The 21,093-nt window shown below is 70.6% G+C and carries 20 protein-coding genes, 1 tRNA gene and 1 pseudogene; 14 read left to right on the top strand and 8 right to left on the bottom strand.

The genetic code is table 11. The annotated features are described in order from the left end of the window. The first annotated feature begins 80 nt into the window (after positions 1 to 80). The 6 genes from IZR01_RS09335 (at position 81) to IZR01_RS54120 (ending at position 4,329) form a co-directional block, all read left to right on the top strand. Positions 81 to 1,439 carry a TadA family conjugal transfer-associated ATPase gene (locus tag IZR01_RS09335; RefSeq protein ID WP_228559095.1) on the top strand — a complete coding sequence of 453 codons (1,359 nt, stop codon included), beginning with the start codon at positions 81 to 83 and terminating at the stop codon, positions 1,437 to 1,439. Continuing rightward, positions 1,436 to 2,248, top strand: a complete 813-nt coding sequence (locus tag IZR01_RS09330; RefSeq protein WP_194892649.1) for a type II secretion system F family protein — start codon at positions 1,436 to 1,438, stop codon at positions 2,246 to 2,248. Before IZR01_RS09335 ends, IZR01_RS09330 begins: the two co-directional genes overlap by 4 nt. Continuing rightward, entirely contained in the window at positions 2,245 to 2,949 is a 705-nt protein-coding gene (locus IZR01_RS09325; protein ID WP_194892648.1) for a type II secretion system F family protein, read from the top strand. Before IZR01_RS09330 ends, IZR01_RS09325 begins: the two co-directional genes overlap by 4 nt. Positions 2,950 to 2,980: 31 nt before the next feature. After that, complete coding sequence (locus tag IZR01_RS09320) at positions 2,981 to 3,157, top strand: DUF4244 domain-containing protein (RefSeq protein ID WP_194892647.1); 177 nt, start codon at positions 2,981 to 2,983, stop codon at positions 3,155 to 3,157. Then, entirely contained in the window at positions 3,157 to 3,540 is a 384-nt protein-coding gene (locus tag IZR01_RS53070; protein WP_194892646.1) for a TadE family type IV pilus minor pilin, read from the top strand. The genes IZR01_RS09320 and IZR01_RS53070 overlap by 1 nt, the downstream gene beginning before the upstream one ends. A gap of 84 nt (positions 3,541 to 3,624) precedes the next feature. Then, on the top strand, positions 3,625 to 4,329 hold the full coding sequence (locus IZR01_RS54120) for an Rv3654c family TadE-like protein (protein WP_369125477.1): 705 nt from the start codon (positions 3,625 to 3,627) through the stop codon (positions 4,327 to 4,329). Between the two features lie 259 nt (positions 4,330 to 4,588). On the opposite strand, the gene IZR01_RS09305 is transcribed toward IZR01_RS54120, so the two are convergent. Next, positions 4,589 to 5,191: a hypothetical protein gene (locus tag IZR01_RS09305; protein ID WP_194894095.1), complete on the bottom strand. Its 603-nt coding sequence runs from the start codon at positions 5,189 to 5,191 to the stop codon at positions 4,589 to 4,591. 221 nt (positions 5,192 to 5,412) lie between these two features. Between IZR01_RS09305 and IZR01_RS09300 the strand changes: the two genes are divergently transcribed. Continuing rightward, on the top strand, positions 5,413 to 5,967 hold the full coding sequence (locus IZR01_RS09300) for a peptidylprolyl isomerase (protein WP_369125376.1): 555 nt from the start codon (positions 5,413 to 5,415) through the stop codon (positions 5,965 to 5,967). A 108-nt stretch (positions 5,968 to 6,075) separates the two neighbouring features. Further along, entirely contained in the window at positions 6,076 to 7,170 is a 1,095-nt protein-coding gene (locus IZR01_RS09295) for a rhomboid family intramembrane serine protease (RefSeq protein WP_228559099.1), read from the top strand. 73 nt (positions 7,171 to 7,243) lie between these two features. On the opposite strand, the gene crgA is transcribed toward IZR01_RS09295, so the two are convergent. Beyond that, positions 7,244 to 7,498, bottom strand: coding sequence for a cell division protein CrgA (crgA, locus tag IZR01_RS09290; RefSeq protein ID WP_194894092.1), 255 nt, complete (start codon positions 7,496 to 7,498; stop codon positions 7,244 to 7,246). A gap of 78 nt (positions 7,499 to 7,576) precedes the next feature. On the opposite strand from crgA, the gene IZR01_RS09285 reads away from it, so the two are divergent. The 4 genes from IZR01_RS09285 (at position 7,577) to IZR01_RS09270 (ending at position 10,021) form a co-directional block, all read left to right on the top strand. Then, positions 7,577 to 8,401: a DUF881 domain-containing protein gene (locus IZR01_RS09285; protein WP_194894091.1), complete on the top strand. Its 825-nt coding sequence runs from the start codon at positions 7,577 to 7,579 to the stop codon at positions 8,399 to 8,401. 18 nt (positions 8,402 to 8,419) lie between these two features. Then, positions 8,420 to 9,136: a class E sortase gene (locus tag IZR01_RS09280; protein WP_194894090.1), complete on the top strand. Its 717-nt coding sequence runs from the start codon at positions 8,420 to 8,422 to the stop codon at positions 9,134 to 9,136. Positions 9,137 to 9,197: 61 nt separating this feature from the next. Next, on the top strand, positions 9,198 to 9,356 hold the full coding sequence (locus IZR01_RS09275; RefSeq protein WP_194923613.1) for a hypothetical protein: 159 nt from the start codon (positions 9,198 to 9,200) through the stop codon (positions 9,354 to 9,356). A gap of 29 nt (positions 9,357 to 9,385) precedes the next feature. Next, entirely contained in the window at positions 9,386 to 10,021 is a 636-nt protein-coding gene (locus IZR01_RS09270) for an aminodeoxychorismate/anthranilate synthase component II (protein WP_194894088.1), read from the top strand. Between the two features lie 90 nt (positions 10,022 to 10,111). Here the strand turns inward: IZR01_RS09270 and pknB are convergent, their stop codons facing one another. The 6 genes and pseudogenes from pknB to IZR01_RS09235 all read right to left on the bottom strand — a co-directional run bounded on the left by pknB (position 10,112) and on the right by IZR01_RS09235 (position 19,517). Continuing rightward, positions 10,112 to 12,214 carry a Stk1 family PASTA domain-containing Ser/Thr kinase gene (pknB, locus tag IZR01_RS50220; RefSeq protein WP_228559093.1) on the bottom strand — a complete coding sequence of 701 codons (2,103 nt, stop codon included), beginning with the start codon at positions 12,212 to 12,214 and terminating at the stop codon, positions 10,112 to 10,114. 196 nt (positions 12,215 to 12,410) lie between these two features. Further along, positions 12,411 to 13,889 (bottom strand): penicillin-binding transpeptidase domain-containing protein, encoded by a 1,479-nt coding sequence (locus tag IZR01_RS09260; RefSeq protein WP_194923612.1) that lies wholly within the window; start codon positions 13,887 to 13,889, stop codon positions 12,411 to 12,413. 536 nt (positions 13,890 to 14,425) lie between these two features. Then, positions 14,426 to 15,862, bottom strand: a pseudogene (locus IZR01_RS09255) (FtsW/RodA/SpoVE family cell cycle protein); the annotation flags it as partial. 11 nt (positions 15,863 to 15,873) lie between these two features. Next, positions 15,874 to 17,871, bottom strand: coding sequence for a PP2C family protein-serine/threonine phosphatase (locus IZR01_RS53065; RefSeq protein ID WP_323746302.1), 1,998 nt, complete (start codon positions 17,869 to 17,871; stop codon positions 15,874 to 15,876). A 19-nt stretch (positions 17,872 to 17,890) separates the two neighbouring features. Beyond that, positions 17,891 to 18,415 (bottom strand): FHA domain-containing protein FhaB/FipA, encoded by a 525-nt coding sequence (locus IZR01_RS09240; protein ID WP_194894085.1) that lies wholly within the window; start codon positions 18,413 to 18,415, stop codon positions 17,891 to 17,893. Positions 18,416 to 18,437: 22 nt separating this feature from the next. Beyond that, a complete protein-coding gene (locus IZR01_RS09235; RefSeq protein WP_194894084.1) occupies positions 18,438 to 19,517 on the bottom strand; it encodes an FHA domain-containing protein in 1,080 nt (359 codons plus the stop codon). 460 nt (positions 19,518 to 19,977) lie between these two features. Here IZR01_RS09235 and IZR01_RS09230 point away from each other — a divergent pair. After that, positions 19,978 to 20,061 (top strand) — tRNA-Leu (locus IZR01_RS09230). A 231-nt stretch (positions 20,062 to 20,292) separates the two neighbouring features. Beyond that, positions 20,293 to 20,850, top strand: a complete 558-nt coding sequence (locus tag IZR01_RS09225; RefSeq protein WP_194923611.1) for a SigE family RNA polymerase sigma factor — start codon at positions 20,293 to 20,295, stop codon at positions 20,848 to 20,850. The last annotated feature ends 243 nt before the right edge of the window (positions 20,851 to 21,093 follow it).

Here is a 21,093-nt window from a genome sequence, read left to right as displayed (position 1 = left end):
TCCCGCCGCCTTCCATGTCATCGCCGCCCATGTCATCGCCCTCGCCCATGTCATCGGGGCCGTTACCCGGAGCCGAGCGGTTGCGGCTGAACGCGGCGCTCGTGGACCGGGTCCGCACCCGGCTGGCCACCCCGCCGGTACGGGTCGACATGCAAGCCATCCTCGCCGCGCTGCGGGCCGAGGGATGCATGCTGGACGGCCGCGATCTGCGCTCGGCCGCCTACCAGGTCCGCTCCGAGCTCACCGGCGCCGGTGTGCTGGACCGGTTCCTGGCCGACCCGGAGGTCACCGACGTCCTGGTCAACGCGCCGGACTCGGTGTGGATCGAGCGGGCCGGAACCTTGAGCCGCGCCGACGTGCGCTTCCCCGACGAGGCCGCGGTACGGCGGCTCGCGCAGCGGCTGGCCGCCCACGCCGGGCGCCGGCTCGACGACGCGGCACCCTGTGTCGACGGCGTCCTGCCCGACGGCGCCCGGCTGCACGCGGTACTGCCTCCGGTGGCCGTGCGCGGAACGCTGATCTCGTTGCGGGTCCCGCCGCGCCGGGCCTTCACCATGGAACGGCTGACCGCCGGGGGACTGACCACCGAACACGGCGCGCGCCTCCTCCAGGCCATCGCCACCGCCCGGCTGTCCTATCTGGTCACCGGCGGCACCGGCAGCGGTAAGACCACCCTGCTCGGCGCGCTACTCGGCCTGGTGCCGGCCGACGAGCGCATCGTGGTGACCGAGGAGTGCGCCGAGGTGGTCGTCGACCATCCGCACGTGGCGCGGCTGCAATGCCGGATCGCCAATCAGGAGAACCGCGGCGCGGTGAACCTGCGGACGTTGGTACGGCAGGCATTGCGGATGCGGCCGGACCGGGTCGTGGTCGGCGAGGTGCGCGGGCCCGAGGTGCTGGAACTGCTGGCCGCGATGAACACCGGGCACGACGGCTGCGCGGCCACCTTGCACGCCAACGGAGTCCAGGACGTCGTGGCCCGGGTCGAAGCCCTCGCCGCACCGGCCGGTTTGTCGCGCAGTGCGCTGCACGCGCAGCTGGCCTCGGCGGTGCAGGCGGTCGTGCATCTGGTGCGAGAGAAGGGAAAACGGCGCCTGGCTTCGATCGGCGTCATCGACCGCGGGTTCGCGCAGACGCGGGTGCTCCCCGCCGTGGACTTCGACGCCGCGGGCACGGCGACGTACGGCGCCGGAGCCGAACGCCTGAGTCGGCTACTGGGCTTGGAGATCCGTGAGACCCCCGACGAACCCTCACCGGAACCGGAGAATCAAGACCCTGATGTCGGGCTGGAACAACTCGACAGTTGGCAGGAGGCCTTGGCCGCGGCCGATCGGCTGTTGCCGGTGCTGAAGAGCGCGCCGGGCGGCGAAGCCGGTCCGGACGAACCGTTCGTCGCCGACTACGGCCCTTCACCGGAACGCAGAGGGGGCCACCGATGAACTCCGCGTTGGCCGGGCTGCTGGCGGCTTCAGCGGTGCTGGCGTTTCCCGGCCCCGGCGCGCGCCGCCGTCTGGAGACCGCGGTACTGGGCCAGCCCAAGGGGCCGAGGTGGCGGTTGCGGCTGTCGGGGGCGTGGCCGACGGCGCTTTCGGCCATCGCGTTGGGCATCCTCAGTTCCCTGTTGGCCCGCTCGACGGTTCTGGCGTTCCTGGTCCCGTTCGGTGCGTGGCGGGCCCATCGGGCATGGACGGCGCACACCGCGCGGCTGGCCGTCGAGCGCCGACGGACCGAGATCATCGAACTCTGCGTCACCATCCGCTCCGAACTGCACGCCGGACGCGAGGCGCGCGAGGCGTTGCGGGACGCGGCCGGCGGCGCATGCCCGGACCTGGCGGTGTATCTCGCCGGACCGCTCAGCACCGGCGACGACGTGGTCACCGTGCTGCGCTCGGCCGCCGCGACCCCGGGCCGCGAGGCCCTGGCCGCGCTGGCCGCGTGCTGGCAGGTCGCCGAGGGCGGCGCCGGGATGACCGCGGCGATCGGGGAGCTGGCCGACGGGCTGCGGGCCGAACGGGCCCAACGCCGGGAGCTGGACGCCGAGCTCGCCGGGATCCGCACCTCGGCCCGGTTACTGGCGCTGCTGCCGGTGGTCGGGCTGGTCATCGGCTCCGGGATGGGGCTCTCGCCGGTCCCCATGCTGCTGCACACCGGGGTCGGCGAGACGTGTCTGGTACTGGGCATCGCGCTCGTGCTCGGCGGCGTGCTGTGGATGGACCGCATCGCGCGCTCGGCGGAGGCGCTGTCGTGAACGTCCTGGGCGTCGCGTTCACCGGGATCGCGGCCGGCGTGTCGGCGGGCTTGTCAGTGCTGTGCTGGCCACAGCGCCAGCAGAACCGCCCGGCCCGACGCCTGGCCTTCCTGGCCGCACCAGAGGGCGCGACGGATCCGGCGCACACCCGGCCCTGGTCCGGGTTTCTCAAACGGCTGAGACACAACCCCTGGAGCGCGGCCCGCCGAAGGACGCAGCAAGGCCAGGCGACGGCCCGCATCTGCCCGGTAGCCGCTGACCTGCTGGCCGCATGCCTCGCCTCCGGCGCCGATCCGTTGCGCGCCGCCGAGGTCGTGGCCTACTGCCTGCGCCCTGCCGGCCGGCTCACCACCCTCGGCGAGCACGCGGCGGCCGAGCTGGCCGACCGCTTCCAGGAGGTCGCGCACCTGCTCCGGCTCGGCGGCAACCCGATCACCACCTGGCGCGTGGTGGCCGGCGAGCCCGGACTGCGCCCGGTCGCCGAAGCCATCGGCCGGGCCGGCTTGTCCGGCGCCCCACCGGTCGCCACGATCCGCGCCTGCGCGACAGATCTCCGCAAGGAACGCCATGCCGCGAGCACGGCGGCCGCCCGCCGAGCCGGAGTGCGCGGCGTCGCACCACTGGCCGGCTGCTTCCTGCCCGCCTTCGTCCTGATCGGAGTCATCCCCATCGCCCTGGGCCTGGCCCACCACCTGCTCTGACCGACCGGCAGCACGACAGAAAGACAGAACCATGCGACACACCCTGCGACGCCTCAGGCGCGACGACGGCATGTCCACCGTCGAGTACACCCTCGGCACCCTCGCCGCCTGCGCCTTCGCCGTGATCCTGTACAAGGTGATCACCAGCCCGATGGTCCAGGACGGCCTCACCGCCGTCCTGCGCAAAGCCATGAACACGGCCTTCTGATGCCCGGCCGAAGACCCCCCGACGCCGGCTACGCGACAGTCGAGGCGGCCCTGGCCATCCCCAGCCTGCTGCTCCTCACCCTGGCGCTCGCCGGCGTCCTGGCCGGCATGGCGACCCAGATCCGCTGCGTCGACGCCGCCCGCCTCGCGGCCCGAGCCACGGCCCGCGGCGAGTCGCCCGCAGAAGTCCAAGCCGCCGTCACCCGCGCCGCCCCCGACAGCTCGGTGCACATCACCACCGAGAACGGCCTGATCCACGTCTCGGTCTCAGCGCCAGTGGCCGCGGTGCCGCTGCTGCACGCCTTCACCGTGCACGCCGAGGCCTACGAGGCAGATGAGGCCACGACAGAAAGCGAGGACCCCGGCACCGACCCGAGCCCATGACCAGATCCGCATCCCGGTCCAGGCACCCAATAGCTGGTGCTCGCAAGAACCCGGCAGGCCACTCGCCGAAAAGCCAGGATTCCCATGCCGACCCGAGCCCATGACCAGATCCGCGTCTCGGTCCAGGCACTGATAGCTGGCGCTCGCAAATGGCCCAGAGGCCGCTCACCGAAAGCGAGGACTCCCATGCCGACCCGAGCCCGTGACCGCGGCTCGGCCACGATCTACGCCGCGCTCCTAGCCAGTCTGCTGACCGCCCTCGCCGGGGCCGTGCTCGCCTTCGGGTCCGCGGTTCTCGCCCGGCATCGCGCTGGGGCCGCCGCCGATCTCGCGGCGTTGAGTGCCGCTGTCCATGCCGATACCGGGGCGCCCTGTGACTGGGCGCGGCGGGTGGCTGTCGCGCAGCGGGTACGGCTGGTCCGATGCGCTTGCGACGGTCCGGTTTGTCTTGTCAGCGCCGCCGCCGGGACGCCATGGGGTGCCGCGACCGTGACGAGTCGAGCCGGTCCGGCCGACGACCCGCTCGGGTCGGATGTCGTCGCCGCCGGTGTCACCGTCGGCGCCGAGCGGCGGCAAGGTGCGCAAGCGAATCCCGCCCGGCATCGCCGCGCGCCCCTCGCTGCCCGAGCGCCGCCCCAGCACGCCCCAGTCGTTCCAGCCGGCCCAGCCGTCGTCGTCGGTGTCGCTCTCGGTGAAGCCCAGCCAGTCGGAGGCACGGCGGCTGCGGCGGGCCGCGAGTTGGGCACAGCGCTCGCCGGAGCGGTGCATGCCGACCCGCAGCAGCCATAGGGCGATCACGAAGACCCAGCCGAATATCGCGCCGGTCAGGAAGACCTGGGCCGTGGTGGTCTGAACGCCGACTCCCAGGAAGGTCAGGTGGTCGTCGGCGGTGCTGGAGGCGGCCACGCCGGTAGCGATCATGACCACGAGGCCGATCAGGCCCAGCGCGACGGCGATCATGGGCGGAACGCCTTTCGGGTGGGTGGTCGGGTCCGCGCCGGTCGGCGGCTCAGGATCGGCGGCTCAGGGCCGGCGGCTGGCCGGGGACTCAGGGCCAGCGGTTGGCCGGGGACTCGCGGCGGCCGGGGTCCATGGCGCTGTCGTCGGTCGCACCGCGGCGGTCGCCCTCCTGCCAGCGGCCGACCGGCTCGACGTCGCTGTCCGAGTCGAGGATCCAGACGCTGTCGGCGCCGGTGCGGGAGCGTCGCCACCACAGCAGGCCGACCGCGCCCAGGGCGCCGATGGCCATCAGGCCCAGTGGTGCCCGGCCACGGCGGGCGGCGGTCACCGCGACCGGCATGACCGCGGCCACCCGGGACATCGGCGAGGGCTGGGGCGCGCCGTGCAGCACGACCTGCCAGGCCGCGCCGCCGCGGGATGCGGCCTCGGAGGCCACCGGGCGGGCGCGCTCGGCCAGCACCGCGGCGGCGATCGACGCGCGGTCGGCCACCTGGTGCGCGACCACCGTGGCCCGCCCGGCGACCTGCTGAGCGGTGTCCTGTGCGACGCCGGCGGCGTTGGCCGCCGCGGACTGGGCGGTCCCGGCCACGCCGGAGACCGAGTTGGCGGCGCCAGAGGTCCGGTCGCGCACGGCACAGCGCACGCGCTCCAGACGGCTCTGCGGCTCTTCGTGGCTGAACGGCATCCTCATCCTCGCCTCTCCCTTACTTCACCTGTTCACCGCTGCCGGCGGCCCCGCCGGGCAGCGCCGCCGGAAGCAGGGTCGACCTGGCAAGCGGCTCGAAGTCGTGCCTGCCCGGCCCACCCTTCGGACAATCTCACTCAGGGCCATTGGGGCTACCCGGAGAGCGAGCGTGCTTCCGTGCAAGGATGGAGAGCGTCCATACGAGAGAAACCGAAAGGCAACAGACTGTGGCCGAGAACCTGTACGCCACCATCAAGACCAACCACGGCGATATCGTCGTGCGGTTGCTTCCGGACTACGCGCCGAAGACCGTGGCCAATTTCGTGGGTCTGGCGGAGGGGACCCGGGAGTGGACGCACCCGGAGACCAACGAGAAGTCGACCAAGCCGCTGTACGACGGCACCGTCTTCCACCGGATCATCCCGCAGTTCATGATCCAGGGCGGTGACCCGCTGGGCCAGGGCTTCGGCGGCCCGGGCTACGTCTTCGACGACGAGCCGCACCCGGACCAGAACTTCAACGACCGCGACTACCTGCTGGCCATGGCCAACGCGGGCATCCGCAACGGCCGGGGGACCAACGGCTCGCAGTTCTTCATCACCGTGCCGACCCCGCGCCGGCCGACCCACCTGAACGGCAAGCACACGATCTTCGGTGAGGTCGTGGATGAGGGCAGCCGCAAGATCGTGGACCAGATCGCGGCCGTCCCCACCGGGGCTCAGGACCGCCCGCTGGAGCCGGTGGTCATCGAGTCGGTCACGATCGAGCGTCGCGAAGGCTGAGCCTGCCGCGCGGGGCCGGAGGAAACTCCGTGCCCCGCGTGTTCGTTTCCTCTACATTCGAACCGGCCGATCGATACCGGAACCCGTGGCAGAAGGATCACCGTGACGATGCCGCCAGGCAGCCCAGGCAGCCCCTCCGCGCCAGCGCCCGACCTCCAAGCCTGCTACCGGCATCCGGGGCGGGAGGCGCAGATCCGCTGTACCCGCTGTGAGCGCCGGATCTGCCCGGAGTGCATGGTGCCGGCCTCGGTCGGGTTCCAGTGCCCGGACTGCGTGCGCGGCGGCAACCAGCAGGTGCCCAAGGCCCGGTCCCCGTTCGGGGCGGTGCTGCGGCCCCGGGTGGTGCCGGTGGTCACCTACAGCCTGATCGCGCTGAACTTCGTGATGTTCGGCCTGCAGCACATCATCGGCAGCTCGCAGATCGGCGTGGGCGACGGCCAGGTGGCCCAGGTGAACACCCTGGACATGCGGCTGGAGCTGATCGCCAAGGGCACCTGGGTGGACGGCCAGCCGATAGGCGTCGCCAACGGCGAGTGGTACCGGCTGTTCACCTCGATGTTCCTGCACGCGAACCTGATACACATCGCCTCGAACATGATCTCGCTGTTCTTCATCGGCCCGATGCTGGAGGCGATGCTCGGCCGGCTCCGGTTCCTGCTGGTCTACCTGGTCGGCGGGCTGGCCGGGGCGGTGACGTCCTACTGGTTCATGACCCCGCTGAGCCCGGCCAGCCTGGGCGCCTCCGGCGCGATCTCGGCGGTCTTCGGCTGCCTGGTGGTGATCGGGCTGCGGCGCAAGATCCTGGACCCCGGGATGATCGTGGTGGTGCTGATCATCAACATCGTGATCCCGTTGCAGGACACCAACATCGACTGGCGCGACCACGTCGGCGGCGTGGTGGCCGGCGCGCTGATCGGCGCGGTCTACGCCTTCGCCCCGGAGCTGATCCGGGCCCTCGGGCGCGCCGGGGCGCCCCGTGAGCAGCAGGTGCGGCTGCTCAACGGGCTCGGCTTCGGCACCATGGCGCTGGTGCTGGCGCTGGCGATAGCCGGGACGGCCGTCCACACCGCACACCTGAACGACCCGGCGAACCGTACGCGCACTGTTGACGGCGCGGCGTACTCACCCGGTCTGACCAGGGTCGTCACCGACATCCCGGCAAGTTATCCACAGGCTTCCGGCACTTATCCACACTGGGGATAAGCCTGTGGATGTTGTGTTAGGAAGCGGTCGGGCACAGTCGGTGACGCCGAGGACCTAATGCGGGGCCGGGACGCTACTTCCACTTCATCGACGTGATGAATCCGGCGATGATCAGGCCGAAGCCGACGGCCATGTTCCAGCCGTGCAGGGCCGACACCGGATACGTCATGTTCGACAGGTAGTAGATGACTATCCACAGCAGGCCGAGCAGGAAACACCCGACCATCAGCGGCAGTACCACCCGGTTCCCGGTGTCCAGCTTGATCGGCTGCCTCTTGTCCGGCGGCGGGGTGTACGCGGCCTTCTTGCGGACCTTCGACTCGGGCACGGTTCACTCCTGGATTGCTCGGCTGCTGTGCGGCCTCGATCGGGCATGCGACAGTGTGCGTCCGATAGCGTATCCGCCATGGCGTCAGGGCGCGATCAGCTGGACGAACCCGTATCCGCGGCCGACCCGGAGCCGGGTCCGGACACCGCCGCGCGGAAGGCCGGCCGACCCCGCTCCCGGGTGGTCTGGCACACCGGGGTGGTCCTGGTGTTCGCCCTCGCCGGAGCGCTGTTCCTGACCGCCCGGGACACCGCGAACGGCCAGGGCGACATCCGTCCAGACCGGGGAGCCCAGCTCTCCGACGTGATCCGAGCCCAGAACACGCACAACCAACAGCTTACCGAGCAGGTCGCGGCCCAGCGCGCGGACCAGGACGCGCTGACCCGCGCCCAGAGCGCCGACGCCCGGGTCAAGGCGGTCCAGGACCAGGTGGACGCGCTGTCCGGCCCGGTGGCCCTGACCCCGGTCAGCGGCTCGGCCCTGGCCGTGACCCTCAACGACGCCCCGCCGAACGCCCAGCCGGCCGCCGGGGCCCCCGCGGCCCAGCCGGACTGGCTGATCATCCACCAGCAGGACGTGCAGGCGGTGGTGAACGCGCTGTGGGCCGGCGGCGCGACCGGGATCCAGTTGATGGACCAGCGCCTGGCGCCCACCTCCGCGGTGCGCTGCGTCGGGAACACCCTGCTGCTGCAAGGCCGCGTCTACTCCCCGCCCTACGTGATCACCGCGGTCGGCGATCCGACCAAGTTGCGGGCGTCGCTGCTGGCCGCCCCGGCCGTGCAGACGTATCTGGAGTACGTCAGCGCCTACGGCCTCGGCTGGGACGTGAAGGCGCGCGATCGAGTGACGCTCCCGGGCTACACCGGGCCGCTGGACGTGTCGTTCGCGTCCGTGGCGCCGTGATGCCGACAAACTGGCGGAATGTGGGCTGAACGTACGCGAACGACCATCCGATCGCTCGGGGAGATCCTGATCACGCTCGGCGTCGTGCTCTTCCTGTTCTGCGCCTACCAGCTCTTCTACACCAACGTGGTCGCCGACGAGGCGATGAAGTCCGAGGTCTCGGACCTGCACAAGCAGTGGGCCCAGCCGCCGGCCGCGCGCTCGGCCAAGCCGGCCGCCGACCCCTTCGACACCGCCGACAGCCAGGGCCGCACTGGCACGGCGTTCGCGATCCTGCACATCCCGAGGCTCGGCGACAAGTCGATCCCGGTCCTGCAGGGCACCACCTTGGACCTGCTGGGCCGCGGCGTCGGCCACTACAAGGACTCGGCGCTGCCCGGCCAGATCGGCAACTTCGCGGTCGCCGGACACCGCAAGACCCACGGCGAACCGTTCCGCTACCTCGACGAGATGCGGGCCGGCGACCTGATCGTCGTGGAGACCGCCCAGACCTGGTACACCTACCGCGAAGACCGCGACCCGTTCATCGTCGAGCCGACCGACCTCGGCGTCGTCGCCCCGGTCCCGAACGAGCCGGGTGTCAAGCCCGACCAGAAACTGATCACGCTGACCACCTGCAACCCCTGGTGGGCCTCCACCCAGCGGATGATCGTCATCGGGACACTGATCGCCGAGCGGCCGCGCGCCCAGGGCGAGCCCCCGGCGTTGACCGTGAACGCCCCCAAGTTCCAATAAGACTCTGGTAAAACCTCATAGAGACCTCTATAGAGAAGTCTGTAGAGAAGAGGAGCAGGCGATGTACGCGTTTCTGTGGCGGCACCTTCCAGGACCCGTCTATGTGAAGTTGCTCGTCGCCCTGGCCGTGGCGGCCGTGATCGTGGTGCTCCTGTTCGGCTGGATCTTCCCGTGGGTCGAGCCGCTGATGCCGTTCAGCGGCAACACCGTCTCGCAGTAGCGGCTCCCCGCGGCCGGTAGGCTCGCGGCATGGCAGCGCGGATCCTCGTCGTCGACAACTACGACAGCTTCGTCTACAACCTCGTCCAGTACCTGTACCAGCTCGGCGCGCAGTGCGAGGTGGTGCGCAACGACGCGATCGGCGTCGAGGCCGCGCACGACTACGACGGCGTCCTGCTCTCGCCCGGCCCCGGGACACCCGAGGAAGCCGGCATCTGCATCAAGATGGTCGGGTACGCCGAGCAGCACCGGATCCCGGTCTTCGGCGTCTGCCTGGGCCTACAGTCGATCGCCGTCGCGCACGGCGCCGTGGTCGGCCGGGCCCCGGAACTGCTGCACGGCAAGACCAGCACGGTGACCCACGACGGCCAAGGTGTCTTCCAGGGCCTCCCGGACCCGTTCACAGCCACCCGCTACCACTCCCTGGCCATAGAGCCGGAGACGCTGCCGGCGGACCTGTCCGTGACCGCGCGCACCGACTCCGGCGTCATCATGGGCGTCCGGCACCGCGAACTGCCGGTAGAGGCGGTGCAGTTCCATCCCGAGTCGGTCCTCACCGAAGGCGGGCACCGGATGCTGGCGAACTGGCTCACCGTATGCGGCGACGCCGGAGCGGTCGAGCGGTCGGCGGGCCTGGCCCCCGTGGTGATTGGCGCGGCTAACTGAGGGCTGCGCTATAGCGTTTTCCCCTATAGCGGACAACACGAAGCCCCGCACGGAAGGTTCCGTGCGGGGCTTCGCTATAGAGCGGATCGCTCAGTTACCTCCGTGCCCCTTCGAACTCGTCGGGGAGCTCGGGCACAGCGCCGGGTCGAGGATGCAGGCCATGCTGTTGGTCGGGTTCGGGTTGCCCGGCCCGGACGACGTCGTCGACGTCGGGTTGCCGCTCGGCTGGCAGTTCGGGTCCTGCGTCGGGTCACACGTCTGCTGCTGGGAGCTGGACGGAGTGCTCGGCGGCAGCGGCGGCGCGTAGTACACCACGATCGGCGTGTCGGCGGTGAACGAACCGTCCCCCACGCTGAGCTTGGTCACGTTGCCGGGCTGCTGGCCGTCGGCCGAGTTGTCCTGCTGCGGGGTGACCTTGGTGAAGCCCAGCCCCTCGATCTGGCTCACGACGCCGCCGTACGGCTGCCCGACGTAGCCGCCGCTGGCCCCGTTCAGCGGGATCGTCTTCTTGCCGGTGGAGACGATCCACCCGATCTGGACCTTGCTGACGTCGGCGACCTGCGTACCGTCGAGGAACGCGTTGCCGTTGTTCGCGTCGATCACATCGATGATGTTGCCGGACGGAACGGTATCGCTGGACGCCTGCGAGATCACCGGATTGTCCAGATTGAAATGGGCACCGGCCAGGTAGTTCTTCAGAGCGTCCTGGTTCCACGTGTTCAGAATGGCCTTCGTCGGCACCTTGCCCGTCTGCGGGCCCAGCGACAGGCAGTAGGTGATCGTCCCGGGCCTCTGGTAGCTGTTGGCCGCCGGGCTCTGGGCGATGATCGTCCCGGTCCCGCCCTGATGCAGGTCCGTCCCGGGCGGGCAGTCCTTGCCGTTGCCGGTGAGTGAGTACCCGGCGTACTCCGGCTTGGCCAGCATCTGCTGCGCCTGGTTGACGTTGGTGATCCCGACGCCGAAGTCCGGCACCGCCTTGGAACTGGTGTTGCCGCCGGACTTCAGCAGCGACTTGGCCAGCAGGACCGCGGCGATCACCGCGGCGATGCCGGCGATGGCCAAGATGATGTACCCGGTCTTGCCGCTCTTCTCCGGCTCCGGGGGGCGGCGCGACTCTGGACGGCGCGGCGGGCCCGCCGGCGGACGGCCGCCGTCCAGGTATTCCTCGTCCTCGTAGCGCGGCGTCGCCGGCGGCTGATAGCCGGTCTGCGCGTCGACCGCGGGCATGGCCCGGGTCTGGCCCACCGCGGCCGCGGCACCGACCTGGCGCGGGTCCAGCCGCTGGGTCGGCATGTTCGCCGCGCCCAGCACCGCGGTCTGCGCGTCGGTCGGCCGGCCGTCCAGCACCCGCTCGATGTCGGCGCGCATCTCGGTGGCCGACTGGTAGCGCTGGTCGGCGGACTTGGCCAGCGACTTGAGCACCACCGCGTCGATCGCCGGGCTCACCTCGGGGTCGTACGAGGACGGCGGCTGCGGCTCCTCGCGCACGTGCTGGTATGCCACCGCCACCGGGGAGTCGCCGACGAACGGCGGCCGGCCGGTGAGCAGTTCGTACATCAGGCAGCCGGTGGAGTACAGGTCGCTGCGGGCGTCCACGGTCTCGCCCTTGGCCTGCTCCGGCGACAGGTACTGCGCGGTGCCGATGACCGCGGCGGTCTGCGTCATCGTCATGCCGTTGTCGGCCATGGCCCGGGCGATGCCGAAGTCCATCACCTTCACGGTGCCGGCCCGGGTCAGCATGATGTTCGCCGGCTTGATGTCGCGGTGGATGATGCCGTTGCGGTGCGAGTAGTCCAGGGCCTGCAGCACGCCGGCGGTGATCTCCAGGGCCCGCTCGGGCAGCAGCCGGCGGCCGGAGTGCAGCAGGTCGCGCAGCGTGGAGCCGTCGGCGTACTCCATCACGATGTAGGGGACCGAGACGCTGGCCTCGAAGTCCTCGCCGGTGTCGTAGATCGCCACGATCGCCGGGTGGTTCAGGGAGGCCGCCGACTGGGCCTCGCGGCGGAACCGCGCCTGGAACGTGGGGTCCCGGGACAGGTCCGCGCGCAGGGTCTTCACGGCCACCGTGCGGCCCAGCCGGGTGTCGCGGGCCATGAAGACCTCGGCCATCCCGCCTCGGCCCAGCACGGAGCCCAGCTCGTACCTGCCGCCGAGCCGCCGCGGCTGTTCCGCCCCGGGGTAGGTTCCGGACATCTCATCGCTCCAGCTCATCGATCACCGCCCGAAGGCGGCGGTCTGACATCGTCTCAGTCGAAAACTTGCTTCCGGCAGTATCCCCCGAACCGGGTCCGGCGCCAGTCCACGCGCCGCCGATCTCCGAGGACCGGCTCCCCGCTACCCGGGGCCGCCGGTCCGACACCCGCCCGGCCCGGGGCGGATCCCCGCCCTGTCAGCTCACGCCGAGTGCCGCCTTCATCACCGCCGCGGCCACCGGGCCGGCATAGCCGGCGCCGGAGACGTTGTCGCGGACGGCGGGATTGTCGGTCTGGACCATCACCGCCACCGCGACGTGCTTGCCGTTGGCGCTGCCGTAGCAGATGAACCAGGCCAGCGGGTTCTGGCCCTGGCCACGCTGGGCGGTACCGGTCTTGGCGCCCATCCCCACGCCGGCGACCGCGTCAGGCTGCGCGGTGCCGTCGGCGACGACGCCCTTCATCATGTCGTCCAGGGTGGCCGCGGTGGACGGCTGCATGGCCTGGCTGAGTTCGTGCTGGTGGTCCGTGCCCTTGTAGGTCACGTGACCGTTCGGCGCGGTCTCCTTGTCCACCAGATAGGGCTGCATGATGACGCCGCCGTTGGCGACCGCCGCCGCGATCATCGCCGCCTGCAGCGGGGTGGCCTGCGTGCCGTTCTGCCCGACCGAGTCCTGGGCCAGGGCGACCGCGTCGCTGCCGATCTGGTTGGCGGCAGGGTAGTTGGACTGCGCCACCGACAGCGGGATCTTCAAGCTGGGGTTGTTGAACCCGAACTTCTGCGCGTACTCGGCCATAGTCGGCGCGCCGAGCTGGTCGGCGACCCAGCCGTAGACGGAGTTGCAGGACTGCTCGAGCGCGGTCTTCAGGTCGTTGGCCGGGCAGGCGACGCCGTTCTCATTGATCAGCTGGTTGGCCGAGCCGGGCCAGGTCAGCGGCCCGGTCGGGGCCTGGGTCGCGCCGGTCTCGGTGAACTTGCCGGATTCCAGCGCGGCCGTCGCCGTGACGATCTTGAAGATCGAGCCGGGCGGGTAGTTCTCCTGGATCGCGTGGTTCAGGTTCGGCTTGGTCTTGTCGTTGGCCAGCGCGTTGGCCGCGGGAGTGGAGATGTCGGAGTTGTTGGACGAGATCCCGTTCGGGTCGAAGGTCGGGTTGGAGTACATCGCCAGGATCGCACCGGTGGTCGGGTCCAGAGCCACCACCGAGCCGATCTTTTTGGTCATCTGGGTGATCGCCGTCTGCTGCACCGAGTTCTCAAGCGTCAGCTGGACGTCGCCGCCCTTCTTGGACTTGCCGGTCAGCGTGTCCATGAAGTTGGCCACGGACTCGGAGCTGTCCGTGCCCTTCAGGTAGCCGTCCAGGACGGACTCTATGTCGGTGGAGCCGTAGCCGATCGACTTGTAGCCGGTGATGTTGCCGTACTGCGACTTGAGCGGGTACTGGCGCTGGTACTTGTACAACAGACCGCCGGAGGGGACCGAGTTGGCGATGACGGTGCCGTCCGCGGTGAGGATCTGGCCGCGCGGGTAGGCGAAGGCGTCGTAGACGTTCCGCTTGTTGCCGACCCGCGACTTGTAGCTGTCGGCGTTCACCACCTGTAGGTAGTTGGAGCTGACCAACAGGCTGGCGATGAGCAGGAAGCAGAAGATGGCCACCCGCCTGATCGGCTGGTTCACGGTCCGTACCTCCGCTCCGACGGACTCGGCCGGCCCGGCGCGTCACCCGGGTTCGCACCGGGTGCCGGGGTCTGCCGCGTCCGTACGTCGTCTTCTTCGTCTTCGAATACCGGGGTATAGGACTCAGTCGGACCCTGTTCCGGTTCCGAGTTCGGCCCGGGTGTGGTCTGGATCGCTTGTGTCGCTTCCCCTGCGCGCATCATCGTCTGCTCTCCGTAACCGCGCGGCTGGGCGGGCACGGCCTGCGTCGGATCCCCGGCACCGGCCGATCCGGCGGCACCGGCCGGCCGCACCGGCATCGCCTGCGTGGCCTCGGCGGCGCCGGGTGGCGTCGGATCGCCGGGCCCGCCGGGACCCCCTGGCCCGCCTGGATCCGACAGGCCGGTCTGGCCCAATCCGCTCTGCCCGAGCCCGGGCTGAGCCAACGGATGCGGACGGGGCGGACCGTCAGGACCCTGCGGCGCCGCCGGCTGGGCGTGCCGCCCCTGCACCGCGTTCGAGGGCATCCGCTGGGCGGCCGCCAGGCGCATCGCCCGCAGCTCGTCGTCGGACAGCGGGATGGCCGGCGGCAGCGGACGCCGCGCGGAGTCCGACAGCCGGATGAGCAAGGCGACCACGACCCAGTTCGCCACCAGCGCCGAACCACCGGCGGCCAGGAACGGCATCGGCAGACCGGTCAGCGGGATGACCCGCATGACACCGCCGGCGGTGATGAACACCTGCAGGGCGAAGGTCACGGACAGACCGGCCGCCAGCAGCTTGCCGTAGTTGTCGCGGATCAGCAGCGCGGTCTTGAAGCCGCGCATCACGAACAGCGTGTAGACCATCATCAGCGCGAACAGCCCGACCATGCCGAGCTCTTCACCGACCGTCACCAGGATGAAGTCCGCGTTCTTGGCGAAGCCGACCAGCCACGGCCGGCCCTGGTCCAGGCCCTTGCCGAAGATGCCGCCGGTGGCGAAGCCGTAGATGGACTGCGAGATCTGGTCCGAGGGGCAGTTCTTCCCGTTCGCGGCGGCGCAGATCTCGCCGTTGAACGGGTGCAGCCAGTTGTTCACGCGCTGCTGGACGTGCGGGACCGTCTCGGCGATGAACACGGCGCCGCCGATGAACGCGGTGACACCGAAGACCAGCCACGAGGTCCGTTCGGTCGCGATGTACAGCAGCACCACGAAGGCGCCGAAGAACATCAGCGAGACACCGAGGTCGGTCTCGAAGACCAGGATGAGCATCGCCAGGACCCAGCAGACCGCGATCGGGCCCATGTCCCTGCCGCGCGGGATGTTCAGGCCGAACACCCGGCGCGAGGCCACCCGCAGCGCGTCGCGCTTGGCCATCAGGAACGCCGCGAAGAACGACACCAGCAGCAGCTTGCCGAACTCGGCCGGCTGGATCGACACCCCTCCCGGGAAGCGGATCCAGCTCTTGGCGCCGTTCGCGCTGGAGATCGAGGCCGGCAGCACGGCCGGGACCGCGACCAGGAACAGGCCGGCGACCATCGAGATGTAGGCGTAGCGCTGAAGGATCCGGTGGTCCTTGATCATCAGCAGGACGCCAGCCAGGGCGATGATGCCCAGCGCGGTGAACATCAGCTGGTTGGTCGTGGAGCCGGTCGGCGCGGTGTGGTACTTCACCGGGTCGACCTTGTGCAGCGCGACGAAGGTCTCGGAGTCGTAGATGTCCAGGCGGTGGATCAGGACCAGGCCGATACCGTTGAGGAAGATCGCCAGCGGCAGGAAGAGCGGGTCGGCGTAGGGCGCGGCGTAGCGGATCAGCAGGTTGGCGACCACCACGACCGCCGCCAGGCCCGCGCCGTAGCCCCACATACCGGCCGGCAGCTTGCCGTTGTCGGCCAGGCCCACGTTGGCGTACGCGAACATGGCGATCGCCACCGCGAACAAGCTGAGCAGCAGCTCGGTGTTGCGGCGTTTGGGGACCAGTGGTTCTTCGGGCCGGGGTGGGGCGGCTGACATCGACGACACTACTAAGGACCGTCCGTTGTTCCGGCGCAGTACGCCTTTCGGGGGTCGTCAGTCGGCTGTGACACGGCCGACGGCGACGACGTGGGATTCTGCGGGAGCGGTGAACCCTGCTCGCCGCTGGAGCTGCCGGTCGGGATGTCGGCCGGCGGCGTGGGGACCGGCGCGTTGGAGCTCGGGCCGTTGGCCAGCGGGGCACCGTCCCGGGAGGCCGGCGAGGACGGAGTGAGGTTCTTCTGCTGTGGCAGCGTGGTACCGGCCGGTCGGCCGGTCACCGCCTGCGACTGCACCTGCTGGCCGGCCGGCGGCTGGTTGTGCCGGTAGTCCGCACAGGACTTGGCGGCCGACCGGTACTGCTCCAGGAAGGCCAGCGCGGCGCCCTTGGAGCCGAAAGACTGGGTGTTGAGCAGGTCCGCGCGCTTGCTCTCCGGCACCGAGGCGATCCACAGCGGGCCCTCGGTCATCGACTGCTTCGACGCGGCGAACGACAGCTGCGACATGCCCTGGTAGAGCAGCACCTGCTGCTTGTCCGCGGACGGCGTCACGTAGTACTGCCCCTGGCTGTACACGTAGGCGCCACCCGCGGCGGCGGCCAGCACCACGACCACGGCCCCGGTGATGAGCAGCCCCTTCTTGCTCCGCTTTCCGGCGGCGGCACCGCCGGGGCCGGCGGGCATCCCCTCCGGTCCGCCGAACGCCCCACCGGGCCCGCCGGGGGAGCCGGGCTGCGGGGTCTGCGCACCGGGCATCATGGCGCGCTGCCCGGGCACCGACTCGGTCTCCATGGTCTGCGCCGCCGGGTCGAACTGCGGCGACGCGGTGGCCACCGGTCCGCCCGGGTGCTCGGCGGCCAGCTGCTGGTTCTGCTGGCTCTGCTGGTTGCGGCGGGACCGCAGCCGCGCGGCTCGGCCGGCCGGATGGTTCTGCGGGAAGTCGTCCTGCTGACCGCCGCCCTGGCCCGGACCGCCGGTCGCCGGGGTGCTGAACTGGGGGAGCTGGTCCACTCCCTCACTGGCCGCGCCGACCACGACCGGGGTCAGCGAGCCCAGCATCTGGGTGGCCTCGTTCGGGCTGGCCCCCGGGATGGTCCCGTCGTCGATGGTGTCGGCGACGATGCAGGTGATGTTGTCCGGGCCGCCGGCCCGCAGCGCCAGCTCGATCAGCGCGTCCACGGCCTGCTGCGGGTCCAGGTAGGCGGCCAGGGTCTCGGCCAGAGTTTCTTGTGAGACAAAGCCTGACAAGCCGTCAGAACACAGCAGGTAGCGATCGCCGGGGTAGGCGTCGAAGGTGCCGATGTCCGCCTCGACCTGGGTGCGGCCGTCCAGGACCCGCATCAGCAGGGAGCGCTGCGGGTGGTGGCCCGCCTCCTCCTCGGTGATCCGGCCCTCGTCGATCAGCCGCTGCACCCAGGTGTGGTCGGCGGTCATCTGCTCCAGCAGGCCCTCGCGCAGCCGGTAGGCCCGGGAGTCGCCGACGTGCACCATGCCGAACCGGCCGCCGGACCACAGCATCGCGGTCAGCGTGGTGCCCATGCCCTCCAGCTCGGGGCGCTCGGCCACGATCGCCCGCAGCCGCTCGTTGGCCGCCACCACCGCGCCGCCCAGCAGCGCCAGATCGGGCTCGCCGAGCGTCGGGTCGGGGGCCGAGTGCGGGTGGCCGGACTCGCGGGCGGCCAGGTCGTGCTGGGAGATGTGCAGGGTCTGCTCGTTCTCCGGCACGCCCTGGTCCCCCGGCGCCGGTGCCCCGGGCCCCGGTTGACCGCCCCGCGGCATGGCGGGCAGCTCGCCGGAGCTCGACAGCGCCTCCAGGCCGACCTCGCCGCCTGGCGCGTCCAGCCGCGAGACCGTCGTCATCACGACCGCGCTGGCCAGCTCACCGGCGGCGGCGCCGCCCATGCCGTCGGCGATCGCCAGCAGGCGCGGGCCGGCGTAACCGGAGTCCTCGTTGCCCTCCCGGATCAGCCCGACATGGGAGCGGATCGCGTACCTGAGCACAAGAGCCATCTGGCACCTCTCCTTATCCCTAAGCGCGCAACTCGAGCACGGTCTTGCCGATGCGGATCGGGACACCGATCTGTGCCACGGTCGGCGCGTTCAGCTTCGTCTGCCCGAGGAAGGTGCCGTTGGTGGAGCCCAGGTCTTCGACTATCCACTGCCCGGAGGCATCCGGGTAGAGCCGGGCATGCCGGCTGGAGGCGTAGTCGTCGTCCAGCACGATGGTCGAGTCGTGGGCCCGCCCCATCGTGACCTGTTGCCCGCTGGTGATGTTCACCGTGGTGCCGGCCAGCGAGCCGCCGACCACCACCAACCGGGTGGGCTGTGGCGGGCCGCTGCGGCGGGCGCCTGGGTTGTAGGGCGCGCGGGCGGCGCCGCGCGCGGCCACCTGCTGGGTCGAGGCGGCGGCCGCCTTGGCTGCCTTGGCCTGCTGGCGCTTGCTCGTCCGGGAACCGTAGAGGTCGGAGCGCATGACCCCGACCGCGGAGAACACGAACAGCCAGAGCAGCACCAGGAAGGCGAGCCGGATCACCGTAAGGGTCAGCTGGGACATCTTGAGTGGGTTCGCCTCGCCCCTAGCCCTGCTGCCGGAAGATGATCGTCGTGGTACCCAGGTGGATCACCGATCCGTCCCGCAGGGGAGCCTGCGTCACGTGCTGGTTGTCCACCACGATGCCGTTGGTCGAGCCCAGGTCGGATACGTAGGACGGAGTCCCGATCCGGATCTCGGCGTGCCGACGGGACACCGACGGGTCGTCCACCCGCAGGTCCACATCGGTACCCCGGCCCATGGTGGTGACCGGCTTGGTCAGCATGTGCCGGGCGCCGTTGATCTCCACCCAGCACTGGGTCTGCGACTGCTGCGGCGGGTACTGGCCCTGCTGCTGGCCGCCGGGCGGGCCCCAACCGGCCTGCTGCGGCGGCGGCTGGCCGTACGGGTCGTACCCGCCCTGGCCCTGCTGGTCGTACCCGCCTTGGCCCTGCTGGTCGTAACCACCCTGACCCGGCTGGTCATAGCCGCCCTGGCCGGGCGGCGGCGCACCCCAGCCGGGCTGCGGCCCGCCCTGCCCCTGCGGGGGCGGCGGGGGGCTGCCCCACGGCGCGGGCTGCGGCACCGGGTTCGGCGGCGGCACCGGCTGGAGCCCGCCGGGCCCCTGCGGTCCGCCCGGGCCCTGGGGTCCACCGGGGCCCTGCGGACCCTGGGGTCCGCCCTGGTATGGGGGAGGCTGGCCGTAGGGGTCGTAGCCCTGGGGCTCGCCTTGCATCTGAGACACGGGCACCACTCCTGCCAACGCCTGACTTTGGATCCGGAACATCCCCGTGTCGAGATCGGCCGCGCGCGCGAACTTCACCTCGACAGGTCCGACGAACATATAGCGCTGCTCCGCACCGTACTCACGGACGAGTTCGGCGAGTTCGGCGCCCAGGGGGCCGGCGTAGGTCGCCAACCGCTCGTAGTCCACGCCGCCCAACTCGACTGTGAAGTCGTTGGGCACCATGGTCCGTCCCTGGCTGACTATGGCCGCCCGGTCGTCGCACTCGCGCTGTAGCGCGGAGGCGATCTCCACCGGCTGGACCTCGGACTTGAATGCCTTGGCGAAGGCGCCGTTGACCAACCCTTCGATGCGTCGCTCGAACCGCTGTAGGACTCCCACGGACACCCCCTTCCGGCGCGCCAGCCTAGCGTTGACCGGCCTCGCAGACCATTCTGTCGTCCAGCGACCCACATCGGGACGCCGTCGTCGTCGGACCCACGGTCACCCGCACCGTCCGCCGCCTGCGACGTCCGGTCCGTGTGCCTGTTACGGATGAGATCGTAACCACCCCATCCCCCGCTGCGTACCCACATCGCCGCGAGATCAGCCGCACGGCCGTGCCCACGCAGCTCAGCGGCCCGCCCGAAAGCGGCGCCGCGAGCAGGTACGGAAGGAGGGAGGTGAACACCCTCTCGACACAAGGACGTGCGACACCCCCGACCGGTTCCCATCGATTCCGGCTCGGCGAAACGGGCGATCGGCACCGGTACCCGGATGTGACGATCGCTACCTTCCGGCCCGCCGCGATATTGGCCAGAGGCACCTCTACCGCGTGCTAATGTTTGTGCAGCAAGAGCGAGCGCGAGTGGCGGAATAGGCAGACGCGCACGGTTCAGGTCCGTGTGCCCGAAAGGGTGTGGGGGTTCAACTCCCCCCTCGCGCACTTGTAGGTAGTCGACGATAAGGCTCGGTTCCGAGGACGACAGTCTCGGGGAACCGGGCCTGATCGCTTTTCGGACGGGATCGGGATGCGGACACTCTGTCGAGTGTCCCGGTTAATCCCTATGGGTGTGACGCGGCCGGTCGGCCAGTTTGTCTGACTTCCAGACCTCGGTACGGCCCCGGCCGAAAAATCGCGTGCCACAGTTCACCATCTTCGCGGCGTTGATCGGATATGAGGCTCATACAGCGCGGGAGTCGCGGCGCGACAGAAGCCGACGGCGCGGCCCTGGACTTCCAGGCGTTCGTCGCGGCCAGCGGGCCGCGGTTGTTCCGTTCCGCCTGCCTGCTCACCGGCGGGGACACCCATGCCGCCGAGGACCTGGTTCAGGAGACCTTCGGGTTGCTGTACCGGCGGTGGCAGCGGGTGGGCGGGCTGGACAACCCGGTCGGTTACGCGCAGACCACCCTGATCAACCGATTCGTGTCGGCGCGGCGTAAACGGAGCAATAGCGAGCGCCCGGCCGGCGGCGCCGGGCTCGGCGGTGTGGCGGACCAACCGGCTCGCGGCGAGGACGTCGTGCTGCGGGTGGCGTTGCTGGAGGCGTTGCGGTCGCTGCCGCCGGTCGACCGTGCGGTGCTGGTGCTCAGGTTCTGGGAGGACCTGAGCGTGGCCGAGACGGCGGCCCGGCTGAACCTGTCCGACACGGCCGTCCGCTCGCGCTGTTCCCGTGCGCTGGCGCGGGTTCGCGAGCTGCTGGGCGGCGACTTCGCCGACCTGGCGCGTTTCTGAGCACTTCCCGGGCGCGTCCGGACCGGCCCGGTCCCCGATCACTCTCAGACCTGACACGAAAGAGGTGTACTCCCATGTCCACCGATCACTTCGAGGACATCGACCACGATCAACCGGACGGCATCGCCGCGGCTTTCCGCGAGACTGCCTTCTCCTTCGAGGCACCGGCCTCCGCCGTACTGCACGCGGGGGCGCTGGCCCACGCCCGGCGCCACCGGCGCCGCTCGGCCGCCGCCGGGACGC

The organism is Catenulispora pinisilvae (assembly GCF_015356865.1).
GTDB lineage: Bacteria > Actinomycetota > Actinomycetes > Streptomycetales > Catenulisporaceae > Catenulispora > Catenulispora pinisilvae.
The sequence above is the reverse complement of the archived record's forward strand: the minus strand, read 5'-3'. Positions and strand labels throughout refer to the sequence as shown.